Origin of the sequence: Gulosibacter sp. 10 (assembly GCF_900163695.1) — a bacterium.
Classification (GTDB): Bacteria; Actinomycetota; Actinomycetes; order Actinomycetales; family Microbacteriaceae; genus Gulosibacter.
Map to the genome: position 1 here is coordinate 15342 of NZ_FUIC01000007.1, position 20685 is coordinate 36026.

Here is a 20685-nt window from a genome sequence, read left to right on the forward strand (position 1 = left end):
CTCCTCCTTACACGGGTGCTGCCCACACTACAGCGGGCATCCGACACCGCGTTCAAGGCGCACGTATTATGACGAGTTCGGCATCGCCTCCGGTTCGCCTCGACGCGCATCAGACGTAGGCGCTCGGGTCGAGTCCGAGCCTTCGCCGCATGAACAGGGCGCCGGCCCAGTTCAACCCGGCGACGCCGAGCAGCGCCGAGCCGCCGCTGATGAGCATGGCCGGCGTGATCTCGAAGCTGAACTCCGTATCGGCCGCGAGCCCCGCGGCCTCCTCGAGCAGCGCCTCCCCCTGGGCGGCGAGCGCGTCGCCGCCGTTCGCCGCCTCGGGCGCGTCGCCGGGGGCCGCGTTCGCGTTCAACGGGTTCTGCTGCGGCGACTGCTGCTGGTTCAGCGTGGGCGTCCCCTGGCCGTCGTAGCCGCCCGCGGTCGGCGCGAACGAGTCCGCGAACGATACCGTCATCGGCAGCGCGGGCTTGTACGGATCGCGTGCGCCGCCGGAGGTGAACCAGTACGAGAACTGCCCGGTCTCGTTCTGGAAGTCGACGAAGTCGCTCGGGAACGATCCCCAGTGGTCCTGATTCTCCGCGCTGCGCGGCGCCTGCCCCGTCGCGGTCTCGCCGCCGCCGCCGGGCACGCCCTGGCTCTCGCCGGTGCCGGTGTACTCCACCCCGAGGTAGTCCGGCGTATGGACGAATCCGCCGTTCGAGTCGATCGACGCGAGGTCGACCCCCGAGAGATCGGCGAGTGTGATCGTACGGGCGTCGAGCGGCTCCCACACGGAGGCGTCGTGCATCGACGCCCCGTAGCCCGAACCGGTGGCGGTGAGCTTGCCGTTGCCGTTGGCGTCGAGTTCGAGGACGAGATCCGAGGCCGACCAGTAGGTGAGGCCGCCGTAGAAGACGACCGAGAAGCCGCCCTCCCACTCGACCCTGACCCCGCTCGAGTCGTTCTTCACGACCTCGCCCTCGGTCAGCCGCACCTGCGACTCGGTGTACGAGTCCTTGCCGGTCACGCTGACCGTCGAGCCGTTCCGGTCGAGGCATTTCGTGTCCCACGTGATGGGCTGGAACTGGCCGGAGGCATCCGGCTTCACGATCGTCACATTGCCCGAGGCGGCCGAGAAGTCATCGGCCGTCCAGAGCCGGGAGGAACCCGTGTCGGCGGCGACGCCCGCCGCCAGGAAGTTGCACACGCCGAAGTACGCGCCGCCGGTGGCCTCCATGCTGAGTCCCCAGTAGAGCGTCACGCCGTCGGCGGAGCCGTCGTCGCCGCCCCCTCCGCCGTTGTTGTTGCCGCCGCCCCCGCCACCGGGCGGCGGGGTGGAGCTCGGCGCGGCCGAGGTGGTGAAGGTCTGCGTGGAGGTGGCGCCGGTGGTGGTCGCGAGCTTCGGCGTCACCGCGACGGTATAGGCGGTCTCGGGCTGCAGCGTGCCGATCCGCATCTCGGTGCCCGTCACCGAGTCGGTCTGGACGGGATCGCCCGAGGCGCTGCTGCCCTGGTAGAGGGCGAACTCGTATTCCTCGGGGGTGTTCGGCTCGGCCTTCGGCCAGCTCCACGTCGCGACCGCCGAGGAGTGGGTCACCCCGTCGACGCTGATCGCGGCCGTCGTATCGCCGAGCGGCTCCACGACGAAGAGCGCCGCTTCGAGCGCTCCCGCGCTCCCCCCGTCGAGTGCTTGTCCCTGCGCGCAGTCGTCGAGGAAGAACTGGAGCCTATAGGGCTCCGCGCGCCGTTGCAGCCCCGAGACGTCCCAGGTGCCCGACGCCCCGCCGTTCGCGATGGTCGGCTCGGAGGTCCCCTCCTGCAGCGGCAGGGGCTCCCCCTCCAGGCACGCGGCGACGGTGCCGCCGTCCTCGGTGAGGCGTCGGAAGTCGATGCCGAGTCCCTCGTCGTACCCTTCGGGCACCTTGTCGTAGGCGGGATCCGCGATCGGCTCGGTCGAGAGCTCGTAGGAGACCTCGAACGGCTCGGCGGGCTTCTTCGGGTCGGCTGCGCCGCCCGAGGAGTACCAGTAGGCGGCCTGCCCGGTCAGGACGTTGAAGTCGACGAAGGACTGCGGGAAGGAGCCCCAGGTATCCCCGGACCTGATCTGCGGGTTCGACGGCCCGTCGGGCTCGATGTCGATCTCGACGCCCAGATAGTCGGGCTGCACGACGATCCCGGACTGCGTCACGTCGACGCCCGAGAACGTGGCGAGGTCGATCTTCGTCTCCGGCAGCTCGACCCACTTGGTCGGATCGAACATGTCGGCGCCGAACCCGAAGGCGGTGCCGGTCAGCGCGCCCTTGCCGTCCTTCACCTCGAGCTGCACGTCCTTGACGGACCAATAGGTCATGCCCCCGTAGAACACGATCGTGAACGTGCCGTCCCAGCCGATCGAGGCGTGATCCGCCTCGGGATCGACCGTGCCGGAGCCGTTGGCGAGATTCACCTGATTGTCGGTCGTCGATCCTGCCGAGGTGTTCACGGGGCTCCCCGCCGCGTTCTGGCACTTGGTCGACCAGGTGGGCTGCACCTGATCGCCGGAGGAATCGGGCTTCGTGATGGTCACGTTGCCCGCCTGCGTCTCGTAGAAGCCATCGCCCTCCTGCCACAGCCGGGACGACCCCGCGTCGCCGGCCGGGCCCGCGACGAGGAAGTTGCAGCCGCCGAAGTAGGCGCCGCCGCCGACCTCGTCGTTGATCGTCCAGGCGAAGTCCACCCCGTCGACGGTCTCCTGGGCGGCCTGCGCCGAGTCGGCGACCACGAGGCCGCCGCCCACGAGCAGCAGCGCCGCTCCGATCGTGGCCGTGATCCGGGTGATCCAGGTTCCTGCTCCCGCGGTCATGATCGCGTCCCTCCGTTCCGGGGTCCCGTCGAGTTGCCCGTGTTCGCGCCCGCCGCGGTGAGCACCTCGGTGGGCGCATCCCCCTCGGCGTGACGCGGCGCCCCCGTGGCGCCGTCGCCCGGCGCCACGGCCGGCGGCGCGAAGAGCCGCTCGTCCGAGGACGCCGCGCCGTCCTTGCCGTTCTTGAAGAATCCGAGCCACTGGTCGACGGATTCGACGCCTTCGCTCTTGGGCGGGCCGCCCTGGTGCCGCATCTCGGCCCGGGCGACCATCGCCGAGTCCTTCTCGGCCGCCCGGGCGGACGCGAGCTCCTGCTTGCGCTCCAGCGCTCTGGTCTTCCTCCGCTGCTTCTCGCGTTGCCGGACCGCGGCGCGCTCGCGCTGTCCGCGGACCTTCTCGAGCGCCTCCGGGTTCACGCCGAGCAGCAGGCCCTTCGCCGCGAGATAGCCGCCGAAGCCCGCGGCGAGGATGACGAGCGAGAGGCCGAGCAGCAGGATCGCCGGCAGCAGCACCGGCATCCAGCCCAGCAGGGTGAGCCCGCTGACGGCCGCCTCGGTGCCGGAGGTGTCCTGCTCCGCCGGAGCCGTCACCTGCTGCTGTCCCTGCGCCGGAGCCGCTTCCTGGCCGCCCTGCTGCTCGGCGGTGGGGGCCGCCGCCTCATCGGGGCTCTCGGTCTCGGGCGTGGCCGCGGCCCCGCCGCCGGCGCCGCCCGCGAACGTCACCGGCGTGAAGGTCTCGTTGTTCGGGTTCTTCACGCCGTGGGCGCCGATCGTGATGATGCCGCACGTCACCTCGGTGCAGTCGACCGTGGTCTCGTTGAGCTGCCGGTCGAAGGTCTGGAACACCGCGCCGGGAATCTTCATGGTGCCCGACCAGGTGCCGTCGGCCGCGACCTCGCCGCCGTTCGCCGCCGAGGCCGTCGAGCTGCCGGGGAAGGTCACGAACAGCTGGAACCCCGCGGGGTTGCTCTCGTCGTCGTAGACGTACCGGTAATCGGTGCCCGTGGCGCCGCCGTTGCTCGGCTTCCAGGACCCGCCGGAGGGGTCGTCCACCCAGCCGAACAGCACGTAGATGCCGCCGAAGCCGCCCTGGACGGATTGGAAGCCGCTGCCCGAGACCGTGATCTCGGACTGGCCGTTCGGATCCGGCTCCCCGGAGATCGTCACCTGGGCGGCGGCCTGCGCGGGCTGCGCGAGGGCGGGTAGGACCATGAAGGCGAGGGCCAGTGCGGCGAGGGCTGCTCCGATCGCACGGACTCGGCTGCCGATGCGGGTCATGCGCGGCTCCTTTCGGACGGGGTGCGGACTTGACGCGCGGGCACCACGATGGGGGCGCCCGTGCGGGGGTCGTTGAGGATGTGGACGGGGTAGTCGTAGACCTCCGAGACGCGCTCGGCCGTGAGCACCTCCGCGGGCGGGCCGTCGGCGACGATGCGCCCGTCGGAGAGGAGCGCGATGCGGTCGGCGTAGGCCGCCGCGAGGTCCAGGTTGTGCACGATCACGACCACGGCGCAGCCGGTCGCGGCGTAGCTGCGCACGAGTTCGAGCACGTGCTCCTGGTGCTTGATGTCCATGGCCGCCGTGGGCTCGTCGAGCAGCATCACGGAGGAGGTCTGCGCGAGGACGCGCGCCAGCGCCGCCCGCGCGCGCTCGCCGCCCGAGAGGGAGGGGTACTGCCGCTCGGCGAAGCGCTGCGTGTCGGTGCGCTCGAGCGCGCCGGCCGTGATGAGCTCGTCCGCCTTGGCCTGCGGGGTGCCCTGCCACGGGGCCCGGCCCATGTCCACGACCTCCGATACCGTGAACGAGAACGCGATGTCGATCTGCTGCAGCAGCACCGCGCGGCGCATCGCGAGTTCGCGGTTGGTCCAGGCATGGGTGGGATAGCCGTCGAGCGTGACCTCGCCCGAGAGCACCTCGACATCCGCGGTGATCGTGTTGATGAGCGTGGACTTGCCGGCGCCGTTCGGGCCGACGAGCGCCAGCACCTCCCCCGCCCTGATGTCGAGGTTGATGCCGTCGAGCACCCGGTTGTCGTCGAAGGCCACGACCACGTCGCGGACCGACAGCACCACGTCGCCCATCGCTACGGGCTCCGGCCGGCGCGCATGATTGATTCCGAGCATCGTCATTTCCAACCGCCTCCCGACTTCCGGCTCGCGCGGATGAGGTAGAAGAAGAACGGCCCGCCCACGAGCGAGGTGAGCATGCCGATCGGCAGATCGGCGAACTCGACGAGGGTGCGCGCGGCCAGATCGGCGATCGTGAGCAGCAGCGCGCCGCCCAGGACCGAGGCGATGAGCAGCGCCCGGTGCGCCGGGCCGATGATCATCCGGATGATGTGCGGCACGACGAGGCCGACGAAGGCGATGATGCCCGCGAACGCCACCGCCGAGGACACGAGCAGCGCGACGTAGACCATCACGAGGACGCGCAGCCGCTCCACGTTGACGCCCACGTGCCGTGCCGCCTTCTCGCCGAGCGAGAGGAGGTCGAGCTGACGGGCGAGCAGGACGGACAGGACGATGCCGATGATGATCAGCGGGCCGACCAGCATCACCTGCTCCCAGCGCGAGCCGTTGAGGCTGCCCATCTGCCAGAAGACGATCTGCTCGCGGGCCTGGGTCGGGGCCCGGAAGGTGATGAAGGCGATCAGCGCGCCGCAGACGGCGTTGACCGCGACGCCCGTGAGGATCAGCGTGATCACCTCGGTGCGGCCGCCCGTGCGCGAGAGCATGTAGACGAGGAAGGTCGTGATGAGGCCCGCCGCGAAGGCGAACGCCGGCGTAGTGAACGGGCCGAGGAACGTGAAGCCGAACAGGATCGAGAAGCTCGCGCCGACCGCCGCGCCCGAGGAGACGCCTACGGAGCCCGGCTCGGCGAGCGGATTGCCGAAGATGCCCTGCATCAGCACGCCGCCCACCGCGAGCGCGGCGCCCACGAACACCGTGAGCACGAGTCGGGGGAATCGCACCTCCGCGAGCGCGGCCGCGCCGAATTCGTGGCTCGGCCCGTCGATCCAGTGGATGCCGATCGAGTTCAGGAAGAAGCCGAGCACCTCCTGGGGCGGGATGAAGAGCTGTCCGATCATGCCCGACGCGAGGCACGCCGCGATGAGCGCGACGGCGAGGACGGTCATGAGGATCGCCGAGCGGGCGCGCTTCGGGCGCGAGGGCGCGACCTCCGGCGCCTTCAGCGGCTCCTGCTTGGCCGTCCTGATCCTGCCCGGCGCCCCGCGCTCCGGCCGTTCGGTGAGTGTGGTCACGTGATCGCCGCTCATTCCTGCTCTGACATCTCTTCGTTGATCTCCTCGAGCCGCTCCTCGACGGCCTCGGGGCCGTGCTCCGGCTGGTAGCTGAGCTCGGGCGCATAGATGGCCATGCCGAGCGCCGCGATGACCCATGCGGTGCGCGGCCCGAAGCTCATGACCTCGTAGTCGCTCATGTCGACGATCCGCTGGTTCTGACCGGCCGGGGTCTGCTTGATGCCGGGCAGCTCCAGCGCCGCGTCGAGCCCTCCGACCGAGGCGAGCCCGAGAGTCATCACGATGATCACGTCGGGCTCGGCCTTGATCAGCGCCTCCGAGTTGGTCGGCGCCATGCCCTCGAAGCCGACCTCGGTGGCGACGTCGCGGGCGCTGATCGACTGGATGATCGAGTCGGCGCCGGAGCCGATGCCGAACCAGTAGTAGATGTTGCCGCGGAGGTAGAGGAACACCACCCGGGGCTTCTCCTCGGGATCCGTCGGCGCGATGCGTCCGAGCTGCTGGATCGTGGAGGCGATCTCGGCGTTCGTGCGTTCGACCAGCGACTCCCCGAGGAGGCCCACGCCGAGGGCGTCCGCGACGAACTGGATCTGCTCGCCCACGCTGTTCACGCCCGCCTCGTACGGCGTCGGGACCATGACGACGGGGATGCCCGCCTCGCGCAGCTGGAGCTGCACGTCGTAGGGGCCGACCGAGCCGTCGGAGATGACGACCGTGGGCGCAAGGTTGAGGATCGCCTCGGCTGCGAGCTCGTGGCCGTTCTGGGTGACCAGCGGCAGGTTCTCGTTCCCCGGCATGAGGGTGGGGATGTCCGTGGCCGTGTCGCGGCCGATGAGGTTGCAGCCGAGCCCCAGCCCGATCACGGCCGCCGCGAGACCGCCGTTCTGGTTCAGCGCGAGGATGCGCGTGGTGTCGGTCACGGTCGTGCTGACGCCGTCCGCGCTCATCACCGTGGCGGGCAGCTGCTGCACCGCGCCCGCCGCATCGGTGATCGGCGGGATCGCGGAGGACTCGGTGTACGCCGTGGTGGGTCCGGTGATCTCCCGCGGAGAGGCGAGGTCGGCGGAGGTCACCTCCGGCAGCACCGGCGGAGCCGGCTCCGTCTGGGGCGGCGTGCTGACGCAGTCCGCGTTCTCCGCCAGCGACACGGTGCCCACGTTGTGGAAGCCGTTGATGCCGAGCCCGACGACGAGGGCGACGATCACCGCCGACCAGGTGGTCTTCCGGACGGTGCTCGGCTTGAAGCGCCGGAGGAATCGTGGCATCGCCATGAACGAGAACCCCAATCAGAACGATCGAATCCGCCGAGGAGCGGCGGAGGAATGCCTATGCGTTGTCGCGGCGGGCGAACATGAGCGCCGCGCCGGCGGTGAGCGCCACGGCGCCGACCAGGCCGACGATGCCGAACTCGACGACGCCCGTCTTCGCGAGCTCGTCGGAGCCCGCGCCGTCGCCGTCGCCGCTCGAGGCGCCCCCTCCGGTCGAGGCGCCTCCGCCGGTCGAGGCCGAGCCCGAGGCGTCGGCACCGCTTCCGGCGGCATCGGCGCCCGAGGCATCGGCGCCGGCCTCCGAGCCGCCCGAGTCCGCACCGCCGGCGTCCGAGGCGCCATCGCTGCCATCCGAGGCGCCCTGCGTGGAGTCGGGGATCGTGACGTTGATGTCCGGGCCCTCGGCATCCGCGATCGCGACCTGGCCGCCGAGCGCGTGCGCACCGGCCGCCCCGAGGCCGAGCGCCAGCCCGAGGCCGATCGAGAGACTCGCGAGCAGGCGCCGCGCACGGCCTCCCGTCGCTCCGCCTCGTGCTCGTATCTCACTCATGTTCCACCTCAGAATTCGCTTAGAACTAAGGATAGGCTCACCTTAGTAAATTGTCGATATGGAAGGATCGGGAAGTTCGGATCGGCCGCGAGAGCCCTCAGCCCTCGCCGCGGGACGCGGGCAGCCCGTTCCCCGCCTCGGAACGGGATGTCCCATCGGCCTCCGAGGGGCCGTCGGCATCGGTCCGCGCGTCGGCGCCGTCCCGCGCACCGGCGCGGCCCGCGGCATCCTCTTCGGTCAGAGTGCCGCCCTCGCCCGCCGCTTCCTTGCGCCGGGAATAGGCGAGCCACTGCGCCATCCGCCGACGCCGGATCCAGATCACGACGACGACCGCGACGGCGGCGAGGACGAGCAGGATGAGCGCGATGAGCGCCCAGGGCAGGGCGAAGACGGAGACCTCGCTCTGCAACTGCTCGGGGGCGGGGACCGCGTCGTCGAGCGGCGTGTTCACGATCGTGAGCTCGCCGCTCACCGGCCCGATCGCCGCGGTCGGCACCTCGCGCACCACCTGCACCGAGGAGCCCGGCAGCAGATCGGTCACATCGGTGCCGATCACCGCCCCGGGGAACATGCCCAGCAGGCCGGAGACGCGCAGGTCGTCCAGCACGTTGACCCGGGTGTTGCCGTTGTTGGTCAGCTGATAGGTGACCTGCACGCGGCCCGGGTCGAACGGGTTCCAGGTGGCCGCGTAGGCGGCGTCGACCGCCTCCAGCGCGACGTCGGCGGTCATCTCGCCCGGCACCCGGATGCTGATCCGCAGCCCGAGACGGCGCTCGACCTGCACCTGGCTGCCGTCCTGCTCCTCGAGCAGGGAGGCGACGATGGCCGCGGAGTGATCGCCCGGGAGCGCCCCGTCGGGCACCGCGATCGTGAACGGCACCTCTTCGCTCTCGCCGGGCGCGATCTCGATGAACTCGGTCGCCGGCTCGGTCCACAGCCCGGCGTCGAGCGAGGGCTCGCCGGCCTTGAGGATGTCGATCGCGCCGCTCGAGGTCGTGAACGCGTCGGCGGCGTAGATCCGGAGCCGCAGCGGCTCGGTCCCGGTGTTCTTGACGAGCATCGCGTCGGTCACGGTCTCGCCGGGGCCCAGCGCGTACTCGAAATTCGGGCGCCCCTCCCCCAGCTCGCCGTCCACGGTCGAGACCGACCACGCCTCGCCCTGCTGCGCGGCCCAGGCCGGCGAGGCGGGCGGGAGCATCGCGAGGCTCGCCACGGCCAGCGCGACGAGCAGCAGGAGAGTCGGCAGCGCCCGAAGAGGGCGGGGGATCACGAGAGCGCCGAGGCGTCCTGACGCGTTGTGCATGTGGGGTTTCCTAGGGTGGGGAGGATGCGGCTCGCGAGGAGGCTCCTGCGAGAAGAACGATGATTGCGGCGGAGGCCGCCGAGGGGATCAGGTGAGCGCGGTAACCGTGAGGGTGGCGGAGTAGTTCCCCGCCGGGGTGTCGTCGGGCACGACGAGCTCGAGGTCGGCGCCGACCGTCGCGCTCGCGGCCGCGTCGGACTTCGCGAGCTGCTGAGCCGTCGCCAGGCCCTCGCCGCCCTTCGCCGCGGACTCGACCGCCTCACCGGCGGTCACGACCTCGGTGTCGCCGTTCACGAGCTTCGGCACCCAGCCCAGGTTGCCGCCCGAGAACGACTCGCTGCCCGAGGTGAAGTCGTCCACCTGGCCGGAGAGCGTCCAGGTGTAGTCCTCTTCGCCGCCGTCGCGGGTGTCCGTGACGATCACGTTGTTCAGCTGCCCCGAGGCGACGAACTGGTCGCCCTCCTGAGCGGCCGCGCCGAGGTCGACGGTCTCCTCGGAGGCCCACTGCCAGCCGAACTCGCCGGTGGGCTCACCGGGCTCCTCCGGCTCCGTCGGGTCCTCGGTCTCGGGGATGGTGACGTCGATGTCGCCGCCCTCGCCCTCACCGGGAGCGGGCTCCTCACCGCCGTCGTCCTCGAGTGCGTAGGAGACGCTGAAGGGCTTCGCCGGCTTCTTCGGGTCGGCCGCGCCGCCCGAGGAGTACCAGTAGGCCGCCTGCCCGGTCGCGACGTTGAAGTCGATCAGCGACTGCGGGAACGAGCCCCAGTTGTCGCCGGTGCGGGACTGCTCGCCCGAGGGGCCGCCGGCCTCGACCTCGATCTCGACGCCGAGGTAGTCGGGCTGCACCTCGAGGCCCGTCTCGGTCACGTCGACGCCCGAGAACGTCGCGAGATCGATCGGCGTCTCCGGCAGCTCGACCCACTTCGAGGGGTCGTACATGTCCGCGCCGTAGCCGAAGCCGGTGCCCGAGAGCGTGCCCACCCCGTCCACGACCTCGAGCTGCACGTCCTTGACCGACCAGTAGGTCATGCCGCCGTAGAACACGATCGTGAACGTGCCGTCCCACGAGATCGTCGCGGACTCGGCGTCGGGGTCGACCGTGCCGGAGCCGTTCGCGAGGTTCACCTGGTTCGCGGTGGTCGAACCGGCCTGGGTGTTGACCGCGGTGCCGGCCGAGTTCTGGCACTTGGTGCCCCAGGTGGGCTGCACCTGCTGGCCGGACGCGTCGGGCTTCGTGATGGTCACGTTGCCGTCCTGCGTCTTGTAGAACCCGTCGCCCTCGGTCCAGAGGCGCGAGGAGCCCGCGTCGCCGGCCGGGCCCGCGACGAGGAAGTTGCAGCCGCCGAAGTAGGCGCCGCCGCCGGCCTCGTCGTTGATCGTCCAGGCGAAGTCCACGCCCGTGACCTGCGCTTCCGCCGCCGAGGCGGAAGTCGCGCCGAGCCCCGCGCCGAGCGCGAGGACGCTCGCGGTGAGGCCGACCCCGCCGCGCTTGAGCCAGGACGCCCGCGGCGCCCTGTTCTGCCGTTCCGTCATGTGTTCTCCATTCGAATGCCCGGTCGCATCCCCGGGAACAGGGCGCGCCGATCCGATTACTCTGAACCCTCACCGGGAAGTTAGTTAGGATTGCCTTAACTAAGTAAGGGTGGCCTAAGCTTATAGCCGGGAGCCGAAGCTGACAACTCCCTCAATGCGAGCTGGGAGCCGCCGCACCGGCCTCCGTCGAACCCGGCGACTCCCGGGCACCCAGTGGAGACCCAAGGTGCCTCCCTAGGCTCGCCACACCCGATCGCCGCCAACCGAACATCCCGCCGACACCGGAGAGTGCCTCCGGACCGACGGGTGCAGCGCACACCGCCAGAGAACGAAAGGGACCAGGAATGACCCAGTCATCCCCCGCCACCGTGAGCGAGCGGCTCCGCACGCTCACCGCGCAGTCGCACGAGGACGCCGAGAACTCGCCGTTCCTCGCCGAGCTCCTCCAGGGCCGCCTCGACATCAACGCGTGGTACCACCTGCTCGAGCAGTATCGATACATCTACTCGGCGCTCGAGGAGACCGCGGGCAAGATGCGGGACAACGACCCCTGCTTCGAGCTGCTCTTCGTCGAGCTCAACCGCCTCGAGGCCATCGAACGGGATCTGCACGCCCTCGAATCGAGGATCACCGTCGAGCCCGTCGGCATGCTCGCCTCCACCCGCGCCTACGTGGAGCGGATCCTCTCGACCGAGTTCGAGGGGCCCCGCTATCTCGCGCACCACTACGTGCGCTATCTCGGCGACCTGTCGGGCGGGCAGGTGATGAAGGTCTGGCTGACGCGCCACTACGACCTGACCGAGGAGGAGACCTCGTTCTTCCGCTTCGAGGACATCCCCAAGCCCGTGCCCTTCAAGAAGCGGTACCGCGAGCTGCTCGACGGGCTCGACCTCGACGAGGCCGAGCAGCGGCGGATGTGCGACGAGGCCATCGAGAGCTTCGAGGCCAATCGGCAGATCTTCGCCGAGCTGCACGAGATCACGAAGGGCGTTCCCGCGGCCGCCTAGCCGTGCGCACCGCGGCGACCCCGGAAACGAGAGCGCGGGCCGGATGCCCTTGGCATCCGGCCCGCGCTCTTCTCGTCGCCGCGAGGACTAGTCGACGATCACCGGCGTCGCGCCCTTGCGGCTCGACAGCACCTGGTCGATGAGCCCGTACTCGAGCGCCTCGGCGGCCGAGAGGATCTTGTCGCGCTCGATGTCCTGCGAGATCTCCTCCGCGGTCTTGCCGGAGTGGCCCGCCAGGGCCTCCTCGAGCCATTCGCGCATGCGCAGCACCTCGCGCGCGTGGATCTCGATGTCCGAGGCCTGGCCCTGCTGGCCGCCGGCGGCGGGCTGGTGGATGAGCACGCGCGCGTTCGGCAGCGCGAGGCGCTTGCCCGGCTGGCCGGCGGCGAGCAGCACCGCCGCGGCCGAGGCGGCCTGGCCGAGGCACACGGTCTGGACCTCGGGACGGATGTACTGCATCGTGTCGTAGATCGCCGTCATGGCCGTGAACGAGCCGCCGGGCGAGTTGATGTACATCGTGATGTCGCGGTCCGGGTCCTGCGACTCGAGCACGAGCAGCTGCGCCATCACGTCGTCGGCCGACGCGTCGTCGATCTGCACGCCGAGGAAGACGATGCGGTCCTCGAAGAGCTTCGCGTACGGGTCCTGGCGCTTGAAGCCGTAGGCCGTGCGCTCCTCGAACGACGGGAGGATGTAGCGCGACTCGGGAGCCGGACCGGTCGCGATGCCGGATGCTGGGTAGTTGAGCATGTGTGAAAGTCCTTCGTTCCTCGTCGCCGACTACTTGTCCGAGTCCTTCGAGGCCGAGGCCTCGTCGGGGTCGTTGGAGATGCGACGGTCGGTGCCGCCGCCGCCCACCACGCTGCTGGCCGACTCGGAGATGTGGTCGACGAATCCGTATTCGAGCGCCTCCTCCGCCGTGAACCAGCGGTCGCGGTCGCCGTCCTTGTGGATCTGCTCGATCGACTTGCCCGTGCGCGCCGCGGTGATCTCCGCGAGGCGCTGCTTCATGTCGATGATGAGCTGGGCCTGACGCTGGATGTCCGACTGGGTGCCGCCGAAGCCGCCCAGGGGCTGGTGCATGAGCACGCGCGCGTTGGGGGTGAGGTAGCGCTTGCCGGGGGCGCCCGAGGTCAGCAGGAGCTGCCCCATCGAGGCGGCCATGCCGAGGCCGACGGTCACGACGTCGTTCGGCACGAGCTGCATCGTGTCGTAGATCGCCATGCCCGCGGTGACCGAGCCGCCGGGCGAGTTGATGTAGAGGTAGATGTCGCTCTCGGGGTCCTCGGCCGAGAGCAGCAGCATCTTCGCGCAGATCTCGTTCGAGTTGTCGTCCCGGACGTCCTCCCCGAGCCAGATGATGCGGTCTTTGAGAAGACGGTCGAAGACGCTGTTCGGCGTTTGCTGTTCAGCCACGGATAATTCTCCTTCGTCAGGTGTCGAGACGAATCTATCGGAGTGCCGACCGGGTTCGCCGCACTGTTCGCCCTCGGCGTGCGCTGCGCCTGCGCTGATCGCGCCGCGCGAACGCCGAAGGGGCCGGGCCCGGACGCGCATGCATCCGGGCCCGGCCCCTTCGAGGCGGAGAACCTACTCGGCGTCGGCCTCCTCGGCCTCTTCCTCGCCCTCGGCAGCCTTCTCGCGGGCCTGCTTGACGACCGCGGTGAACTCGGAGATGTCGACGGGCTCGCCATTGGTGTCGACCACCTCGGCGTCCTCGAGCACGTAGAGCACGGCCTTGGAGCGGGCGACCTCGCCGATCATCTGCGGCATCTGGTTGTTCTGCTGCATGACCTCGACGAACTGCTGCGGCGAGATGCCATACTGCTGCGCCTGCTGGAACAGGAACTCGGTGAACTCGTTCTGCTCGACCTGGACGTTCTCGGCCTTGATGATCTCGTCGAGGATCACCTGCTGGCGGAAGGAGTTCTGCGCGTTCTCGCGCACCTCCTCGGCGTGCGGGTCGTCGAGCTCCTTGCCCTCCTGCTCGAGGTGGCGCTTGACCTCGTCCTCGACGAGCTGCTCGGGGACCGGCACCTCGTGACGCTCGATGAGCACCTCGACGGCCTTGCCGCGGGCCTCGTCGACCTGCGAGAACGCCTTGCGCTTCGCCGCCTGGGTGCGGAGGTCCTCGCGGAGCTCCTCGACCGTGTCGAACTCGCTGGCGAGCTGGGCGAAGTCGTCGTCCACCTCGGGGAGCTCGCGCTCCTTGACCGACTGCACGGTGATGGTGATCTCGGCCTCTTCGCCGGCGTGGTCGCCGCCGAGGAGGGTCGAGCCGAAGGTGGTCTCCTCGCCCGCGGTGAGCGTGAGGAGCGCGTCGTCGGTGCCCTCGAGCAGCTCGCCCGAGCCGACCTCGTGCGAGAGGCCGTTGGCCTCGTCGACGACCTCGCCGTCGATCTTGGCGACGAGGTCGATGGTCGCGAAGTCGCCGTTCTCGATGGGGCGGTCGACCGTGGTGAGCGTGCCGAAGCGCGCGCGGAGCTGCTCGAGCTCCTCCTCGATGTCCTCGTCGGTGACCTCTGCGGCCTCGACCTCGATCTTGAGGCCCTTGTAGTCGTTCACCTCGACCTCGGGGCGGATGTCGACCTCGATCACGACGACGACGTCGCCGGAGAAGTCCTTGACGTCCGGCGTCTCGGCGACATCGGCCTCGGGCCGGCCGAGGGGCTGGAGGTCGTTCTCGCCGAGCGCCTGCTGGTAGAACCCGTCGAGGCCGTCGGAGATGGCCTGATCGAGCACGACCTCGCGGCCCACGCGCTGGTCGATGAGCTGGTTCGGGATCTTGCCCTTGCGGAAACCGGGGATCTGCACCTGGTTGGCGATGGTGCGGTAGGCGCCGTCGATGTGGGGCTTGAGGTCTTCAGGCGCCACGTTGATGGTGATCTTGGCGTGGGTCGGGGTGATCTTTTCGACCGAAGTCTTCACGTGCGGGTACTCCTGCGGGGTTTGGATGGCGCCACCTCGGGCGGCCGGACGATCTCGGTTGCGAGCAGCATGGCACGACGGGATACGTCGAAATTGCACGCAAACAGTCTCTAACCATACGCCCCAAGCTTCGAGAGTCCCTAATTCCGCGCGGAACGAGTCGGGTCGGGCCCGCTACCCGGTCAGTCCGTCGACGTACTCCTCGTGCTCCGCCGCCCACTCCTGCACCGCCTGCCCCACGTCCGCCGCGCCGCCGTCCGCGTTGAAGGCCGCGTTCTGCAGGGAGTGCAGCAGTTCGGGGTCCATCTCGAATTCGAGCAGCCACTCCGTCAGCGCGGGATGCGTCAGGTCGAGGTCGGCACGGGCGAAGCCGTTGATCGTCTCGACCTGGCCGAAGGCGCCCTGCGGGTCCTCGAGCGGGCGGATGGGGTACTCGTCGAGCGCCCAGTGCGGGGTCCACAGCCCCGCCACGATGTCCTCGCCCGCCGCCGCGGCCGCCTCGAGCTCGGCGAGCAGTGCCGGCGTCGACGACGGGACGAGCTCCATGCCCTCGAGCCCGTACTCCGGGATCACGGAGTCCTCGATCGCCGAGTTCAGCCCGGAGCCGGGTTCGATGCCGTGGATCGAGCCGCCGAAGTCCGAGGCGTGCTCCGCGAGCTCGTCGATCGAGTCGACGGGCGCGTCCTCGTTCACCACGAGCATGAGCCGGGCGCCCGAATACCAGGCGCCGAGGTCCACGAGCTCGTCCTGCCGCTGATCGACGTAGGCGCCGTGGGTGTCGGGCATCCAGGTGTCGAGGGCGATGTCGAAATCGCCGGCGGCGAGCCCCTCGAACACGACCCCGGCATCCACGTACTCGATCGTCACGGAGTACCCCTCGTCCTCGAGCACGTATCGCCACAGCTCGCTGACGGCCTCGCCCTCCTCCCAGCCCTGCGGCGCGGCGAGCACGACCTCCTGCTCGTCGCCGTTCTCGACGAGCGGCTCGTCCCCGCCGTCGCCGTCGGGGTCCGCGGACCCGCCGAAGACCTGCTCCGCGTAGTCCGCGATCGGGCTCGGCGTCCGGTCGCCCGGCGGGCGATCCGGCGGCCCGGCGGCGGCGCAGCCCGTGAGCACGAGGGCGGCGACGCCGAGTGCCGCGAGCACGGGGCGGGGACGAGGCGACATCGATTCGTTCCTTCCGTCGACGGCGAGCATCCGGGTCATCGGCCCGGATGCGCGAAGGCGGTGCCGGCTCCCGGCACCGCCTTCGCGCGCGGAATCGCCCTCCAGCCTACTCGGCGGTCAGCGAGTCCACATAGTCGCGGTGCTCCTCGACCCAGGCCTCCACGATCGGGCCGTAGTCGTCGCCGCTGTACTCGTTGAACATCTCGTTCGCCAGGCCGTTGAAGAGCTCGTCCTCGAACTCGAACTCGCCGAGCCATTCGGCGACCTGGGGATGGGTCTCCTCGAAGTCGGAGGTGCCCATGATGTGGATCTCCTCCTGGCCGCCGAGCATGCCCTGCGGATCCTCGAGATCGCGGATCGGGTACTCGTCGTAGGCCCAGTGCGGGCGCCACAGCGTCACGACGATGTTGTCGCCGTTGGCGATCGCGTCGTCGAGGGAGGTGAGCATGCCGGGCGTCGACGAGAGGACGTACTCCATGCCCTCGAGCCCGTAGGCCGGGATGACGTCGTTCTGCGTGATCTCGGTCTGTCCTGCACCGGGCTCGATGCCGATGATCTGGTTGTCGAACTCGTCCGCGTGGTCGGCCAGCTCCTCGAGCGAGGTGATCGGCGCGTCCTCGTTCACCGACAGGGTGATGGCGCCGTTCTCGTTCCAGACGCCGAGGTCGACGAGGTCCTCGCCGTACTCGTCCATGTAGTTCTTGTGGGTGTTGGGCAGCCAGACGTTGGTCGTGAAGTCGTAGTCGCCGCTCTGCACTCCCGTGAAGATCGGGGCCGGGTCGGCGCGCTCGATCGTCACGTCGTAGCCCTGCTCCTCGAGGACGGCCTTCCAGAGCTCGCTCGGCACCTCGCTCTCGGGCCAGCCGGTGAACACGCCGATCGTGACCTGCTTCTCGTCGCCGTTCTCGTGCAGCTCGCCCTCCTGCGAGCAGCCCGTCAGCGCGAGCCCGGCGACTCCCGCCGTGGCGATGACCTTGGTGAGCGTGTTCGTGCGCATTGCTTCCTTCGTGTAGTGATCGTTTCGTTCGGCGGTGACGATTCCGGCGGGCTCCCGCCGGGCTCCGGGAACGGCGCTCGTCACCGGACGCCGCTCCGGACGCGAAGAGGCGGGGCCCAGTTTCGGCTGTGCCCCGCCTCTTCATGCGGTAGTGCGCGGAGCGCTAGTCGGTGAGACCGTCCACGTACTCCTGGTTCTCGGCCGCCCACTGCTCGATGATCGGGCCGTAGTCGTCCGTGCCCTCGTTCTCGTTGAACATGAGGTTCTCGAGCTCGTACAGCATCTCGGAGTCCATCGCGAACTCCGAGATCCAGCCGGCCGCGGTCGGGTGGGTCTCCTCGAAGTCGGTGCTCGAGATCGCGTTGAGCGTCTCGGTGCCGCCCAGTGCGCCCTCGGGGTCCTCGAGGTCGCGGATCGGGTAGGCGTCGTAGGCCCAGTGCGGGCGCCACAGCGTCACGACCACGTTCTCGCCCTTGTTGATCGCATCCTCGAGCGAGGTGAGCATGCCCGGGGTCGAGGAGATGGAGTACTCCATGCCCTCGAGGCCGTAGGTCGGGATGACCTCCTCCTGCGTCACCTGCGTGAGGCCGGCGCCGGGGTCGATGCCATAGATCGTGTTGCCGAACTCGTCCGCGTGGTCCGCGAGCTCGTCGAGCGAGGTGATCGGGGCGTCCTCGTTCACCGCGAAGGTGAGGTAGGAGTCCTCGTTCCAGGCGCCGAGGTTCACGAGCTGGTCGCCGTACTCCTCCATGTAGTCGCCGTGGGTCACGGGCAGCCAGCCGTCGAGCGTGACGTCGTAGTCGCCGCCCGCGAGGCCCGTGTAGACGGGAGCCGCGTCCGCGTACTCCAGCGAGACGCTGTAGCCCTGCTCCTCGAGCACGTGCTTCCAGAGCTCGCTGACCGCGATGCCCTCCTCCCAGCCGCTGAACACGGCGATGGTGAGCTCGGACTGGTCGCCGTTCTCGAGGGTCGCCCCCTCGCCCCCGGCGCAGCCGGCGAGCGCGAGGCCCGCGACGCCCGCGGTGGCGAGGGCTTTGACGAACGTTCCCTTACGCATATGTACCTTCTCCTTCGTTTCGGTTGTTGAGTCGTTCGAGCCGCGATGCCGTCCGGTCGGTCAGACCGCGGCCTCCGCGGTCTCGGCCTCGGTCGTGTCGGCGGCCTTCGCGGCGGCCTTGCGCTTCTTGCGCGAGCCGATCCCGCCCGTGAGCCGGTCGAGGATCATCGCCAGGATCACGACGGACATGCCCGCCTCGAATCCGACCACGAGGTCGATGCGCTGGAGGCTCTGGGTCACCTGCTGGCCGAGGCCCGCGGCGCCGACCATGCCGGCGATCACGACCATCGACAGCGAGAGCATGATGACCTGGTTCACGCCCGCCATGATCGAGGGCATGGCCAGGGGCAGCTCGATCTGCCGCAGTATGCGACCAGGGGTCGAGCCGAAGGCGCGTCCGGCCTCGACGACCTCCTGGTCCACGCCGCGGATGCCGAGCTCGGTCATGCGGACGCCCGGGGGCAGCGAGAAGATCACGGTGGCGAAGATGCCGGGCACCACGCCGACGCCGAACAGCAGCAGCGCCGGGATGAGGTAGACCATGGCGGGCATCGTCTGGAAGAAGTCGAGGATCGGCCGGACCACGCGCGAGACGCGCGCCGACTTGGCGGCCCAGATGCCCACGGGGATGGCGATGATGAGCGCCAGGATGCTCGCCACGAGGACGAGCGACAGCGTGCGCATCGCGTTGTCCCACTGGTCCACCGAGACGATGAACAGCAGGCCGATGGCGCTGCCGATGCCGAGCACGATGCCCCTCGCGCCGCGCAGGAGGACCGGCAGCACCGCGAAGATGATGACGAGGACCCAGTTCGGCGGGAGCGTGAAGAGCCAGTAGAGGGCGTCGTACGGCGCCTCGAGGATGACCGAGACGACGTCGAAGAAGACTTCGAAGGTCGCGACGATCCAGCGGATGAAGGTGTCGACCCAGCTGCCGAACGGGATGGTGAATTCGAGATCGATCATGAGTTGTCGTCCTTCCCCTCGCTTGCGACGGCATCGACGGCGGGCTCCCCGCTCACGGGCTGCTCGCCGGTCGTGACGGGCACCTGCGGGTCGTATTCGCCTGCGGATTCGGGCAGTTCGAGGATGCCCGTGCTCGTGGTCATGGACGAGAGCAGCGCGACGCGCGGCACGACGCCGAGCAGCCGCTCCTGGTCGTCGACGACGGCGAGGGGCATCGAGCTGTCGATGGCGGGCTCGAAGAGGTCGCCGAGCACCGTGTCGGGACCGACCGTGGGGATGTCGCGGTCCATGACGTCCTCCAGCCTGCGGTTGCCGTGGCGGCGCGCGCGGCCGATCTGCACCTCGTTCACGGAGCCCACGAGCTTGCCGCGGTCGAGCAGGAACACGCCCGCGACCTGCAGCTCGCGCATGAGCTTCTCCGCTCCGGCGATGCCGACGCTGGTGGGCACGACCGCGCGGGCGGGCTGCATCACCGCGGAGGCGGTGAGCACGCGCGAACGGTCGACGTCCTGCACGAACTGCTCCACGTACTCGTTGGCGGGATCCGTCAGGATCTCCTCGGGCGAGCCGATCTGGACGATGCGGCCGTCGCGCATGACCGCGATGCGGTCGCCGAGGAACATCGCCTCGTTGAGGTCGTGGGTGATGAAGACGATGGTCTTGCCGAGCTTCTGCTGCATCTCGACGAGCTCTTCCTGCATCTCGCGGCGGATGAGCGGGTCGAGCGCGCTGAAGGCCTCGTCCATGAGCAGGATCTCGGTCTCGGCGCAGAGCGCGCGGGCGATGCCGACGCGCTGCTGCATGCCGCCCGAGAGCTCGTCCGGGTAGTGGTCCGCCCAGCCGTCGAGCCCCACGGTCCGGAGCGTCTCCATCGCGGCGTGCTCGCGGTCGGCGCGGCCGATGCCCTGGATCTCCAGGCCGTAGGCGACGTTCTCGAGCACGGTGCGGTGCGGCAGCAGCGCGAAGTGCTGGAACACCATCGACACGTGGCTGCGGCGCACCTCGCGCACCTTCGACGGCGAGGCGTTGAAGATCTCCGTGCCCTGCACCTTCACCGAGCCGTCGGTGGGCTCGAGCAGGCCGTTGAGCATGCGGATGAGGGTGGACTTGCCCGAGCCGGACAGGCCCATGACGACGAAGATCTCGCCCGGCTCGACGTCGAACGACGCGTCCACCACCGCGGCGGTGGCGGCGGGCGCGAGATCGTCGCGGGTGGCGCCGTTCTTCAGGCGCTTCACCGCGTCCCGCGGGTTCTTGCCGAACACCTTGTAGAGGTGCTCGACGGAAATGGCAATATCGGTCAAAGGATGCTCCTTCGATATCTCGATCTCTCGAGTGGATCTCGTGAAAATTTCTGTTCGGGCCACTCGCTAAACGAGCGTTGCGCTCTCGGTCGCCGGACCGGCGCTATCGACCTGTGGCCGAGCAATGCAATTCAGGGGGCCGCTTCTCACTTCGGAATTTCGTCCTTTCTGGCGGGCTCGGAAGTCGCCCAGCAAGGGAAGATCCCAGAGGTCTAGCCTAGCGTCCGACCTCCGGGGCCTCGGCTCGGATCGGCGGATTCCCGCGCCGAAAGTCCCGTTCCGTCGGCGCCGCGACCCCGCTCGATCCGCATAGGCATAGGCGAGTCCGCGTAATCGAATCCATCGTTACGGTTTTGTTATTTTATGCCGCGAAAACCGTCCGGCGCCGCCCCGAACGTTCACGATTCACCCGGCCCGGCGATACGGCGTTAGGCCTCGACCGCCGTCCGGGCGATAGGGTGCGGCACCGCTCCACCACCGGTGCGGATGACGACGGCGCGAATGACGATGGCGGTTA

At 69.5% G+C, this 20685-nt stretch carries 17 protein-coding genes; 1 reads left to right on the forward strand and 16 read right to left on the reverse strand.

Going from position 1 to position 20685, the window contains the following annotated elements:
* Window positions 1-109: 109 nt before the first annotated feature.
* The 8 genes from FM112_RS01500 to FM112_RS01535 form a co-directional block, all read right to left on the reverse strand.
* Complete coding sequence (locus FM112_RS01500; RefSeq protein WP_087002534.1) at window positions 110-2827, reverse strand: hypothetical protein; 2718 nt, start codon at window positions 2825-2827, stop codon at window positions 110-112.
* A complete protein-coding gene (locus FM112_RS01505) occupies window positions 2824-4104 on the reverse strand; it encodes a hypothetical protein (RefSeq protein WP_087002536.1) in 1281 nt (426 codons plus the stop codon). Before FM112_RS01505 ends, FM112_RS01500 begins: the two co-directional genes overlap by 4 nt.
* Complete coding sequence (locus FM112_RS01510) at window positions 4101-4955, reverse strand: heme ABC transporter ATP-binding protein (protein WP_087002538.1); 855 nt, start codon at window positions 4953-4955, stop codon at window positions 4101-4103. Before FM112_RS01510 ends, FM112_RS01505 begins: the two co-directional genes overlap by 4 nt.
* Window positions 4952-5962 (reverse strand): iron ABC transporter permease, encoded by a 1011-nt coding sequence (locus tag FM112_RS01515; protein WP_087002917.1) that lies wholly within the window; start codon window positions 5960-5962, stop codon window positions 4952-4954. Before FM112_RS01515 ends, FM112_RS01510 begins: the two co-directional genes overlap by 4 nt.
* A gap of 137 nt (window positions 5963-6099) precedes the next feature.
* On the reverse strand, window positions 6100-7359 hold the full coding sequence (locus FM112_RS01520; RefSeq protein ID WP_176386618.1) for a hemin ABC transporter substrate-binding protein: 1260 nt from the start codon (window positions 7357-7359) through the stop codon (window positions 6100-6102).
* 55 nt (window positions 7360-7414) lie between these two features.
* Window positions 7415-7906: a hypothetical protein gene (locus FM112_RS01525; RefSeq protein ID WP_087002540.1), complete on the reverse strand. Its 492-nt coding sequence runs from the start codon at window positions 7904-7906 to the stop codon at window positions 7415-7417.
* A 97-nt stretch (window positions 7907-8003) separates the two neighbouring features.
* Window positions 8004-9209 carry a DUF916 domain-containing protein gene (locus tag FM112_RS01530; RefSeq protein ID WP_087002542.1) on the reverse strand — a complete coding sequence of 402 codons (1206 nt, stop codon included), beginning with the start codon at window positions 9207-9209 and terminating at the stop codon, window positions 8004-8006.
* Window positions 9210-9296: 87 nt separating this feature from the next.
* On the reverse strand, window positions 9297-10742 hold the full coding sequence (locus FM112_RS01535) for a hypothetical protein (protein ID WP_087002544.1): 1446 nt from the start codon (window positions 10740-10742) through the stop codon (window positions 9297-9299).
* Between the two features lie 344 nt (window positions 10743-11086).
* On the opposite strand from FM112_RS01535, the gene FM112_RS01540 reads away from it, so the two are divergent.
* On the forward strand, window positions 11087-11749 hold the full coding sequence (locus FM112_RS01540; RefSeq protein ID WP_087002546.1) for a heme oxygenase (biliverdin-producing): 663 nt from the start codon (window positions 11087-11089) through the stop codon (window positions 11747-11749).
* A gap of 87 nt (window positions 11750-11836) precedes the next feature.
* Here the strand turns inward: FM112_RS01540 and FM112_RS01545 are convergent, their stop codons facing one another.
* From FM112_RS01545 to FM112_RS01580, 8 genes are all read right to left on the reverse strand, one after another.
* Complete coding sequence (locus FM112_RS01545) at window positions 11837-12499, reverse strand: ATP-dependent Clp protease proteolytic subunit (RefSeq protein WP_087002548.1); 663 nt, start codon at window positions 12497-12499, stop codon at window positions 11837-11839.
* 30 nt (window positions 12500-12529) lie between these two features.
* Entirely contained in the window at window positions 12530-13165 is a 636-nt protein-coding gene (locus FM112_RS01550; RefSeq protein WP_087002550.1) for an ATP-dependent Clp protease proteolytic subunit, read from the reverse strand.
* A 174-nt stretch (window positions 13166-13339) separates the two neighbouring features.
* Complete coding sequence (tig, locus tag FM112_RS01555) at window positions 13340-14677, reverse strand: trigger factor (protein ID WP_087002552.1); 1338 nt, start codon at window positions 14675-14677, stop codon at window positions 13340-13342.
* 174 nt (window positions 14678-14851) lie between these two features.
* The gene (locus tag FM112_RS01560; RefSeq protein WP_176386619.1) at window positions 14852-15844 is read right to left on the reverse strand and encodes a glycine betaine ABC transporter substrate-binding protein; all 993 of its coding nucleotides are present in this window, start codon (window positions 15842-15844) and stop codon (window positions 14852-14854) included.
* A 106-nt stretch (window positions 15845-15950) separates the two neighbouring features.
* Complete coding sequence (locus tag FM112_RS01565; protein WP_087002556.1) at window positions 15951-16841, reverse strand: glycine betaine ABC transporter substrate-binding protein; 891 nt, start codon at window positions 16839-16841, stop codon at window positions 15951-15953.
* 163 nt (window positions 16842-17004) lie between these two features.
* Complete coding sequence (locus FM112_RS01570) at window positions 17005-17898, reverse strand: glycine betaine ABC transporter substrate-binding protein (protein WP_087002559.1); 894 nt, start codon at window positions 17896-17898, stop codon at window positions 17005-17007.
* 60 nt (window positions 17899-17958) lie between these two features.
* Window positions 17959-18864, reverse strand: a complete 906-nt coding sequence (locus FM112_RS01575; protein WP_087002561.1) for a proline/glycine betaine ABC transporter permease — start codon at window positions 18862-18864, stop codon at window positions 17959-17961.
* On the reverse strand, window positions 18861-20168 hold the full coding sequence (locus tag FM112_RS01580; RefSeq protein WP_087002563.1) for a glycine betaine/L-proline ABC transporter ATP-binding protein: 1308 nt from the start codon (window positions 20166-20168) through the stop codon (window positions 18861-18863). The genes FM112_RS01575 and FM112_RS01580 overlap by 4 nt, the downstream gene beginning before the upstream one ends.
* Between the last annotated feature and the right edge of the window lie 517 nt (window positions 20169-20685).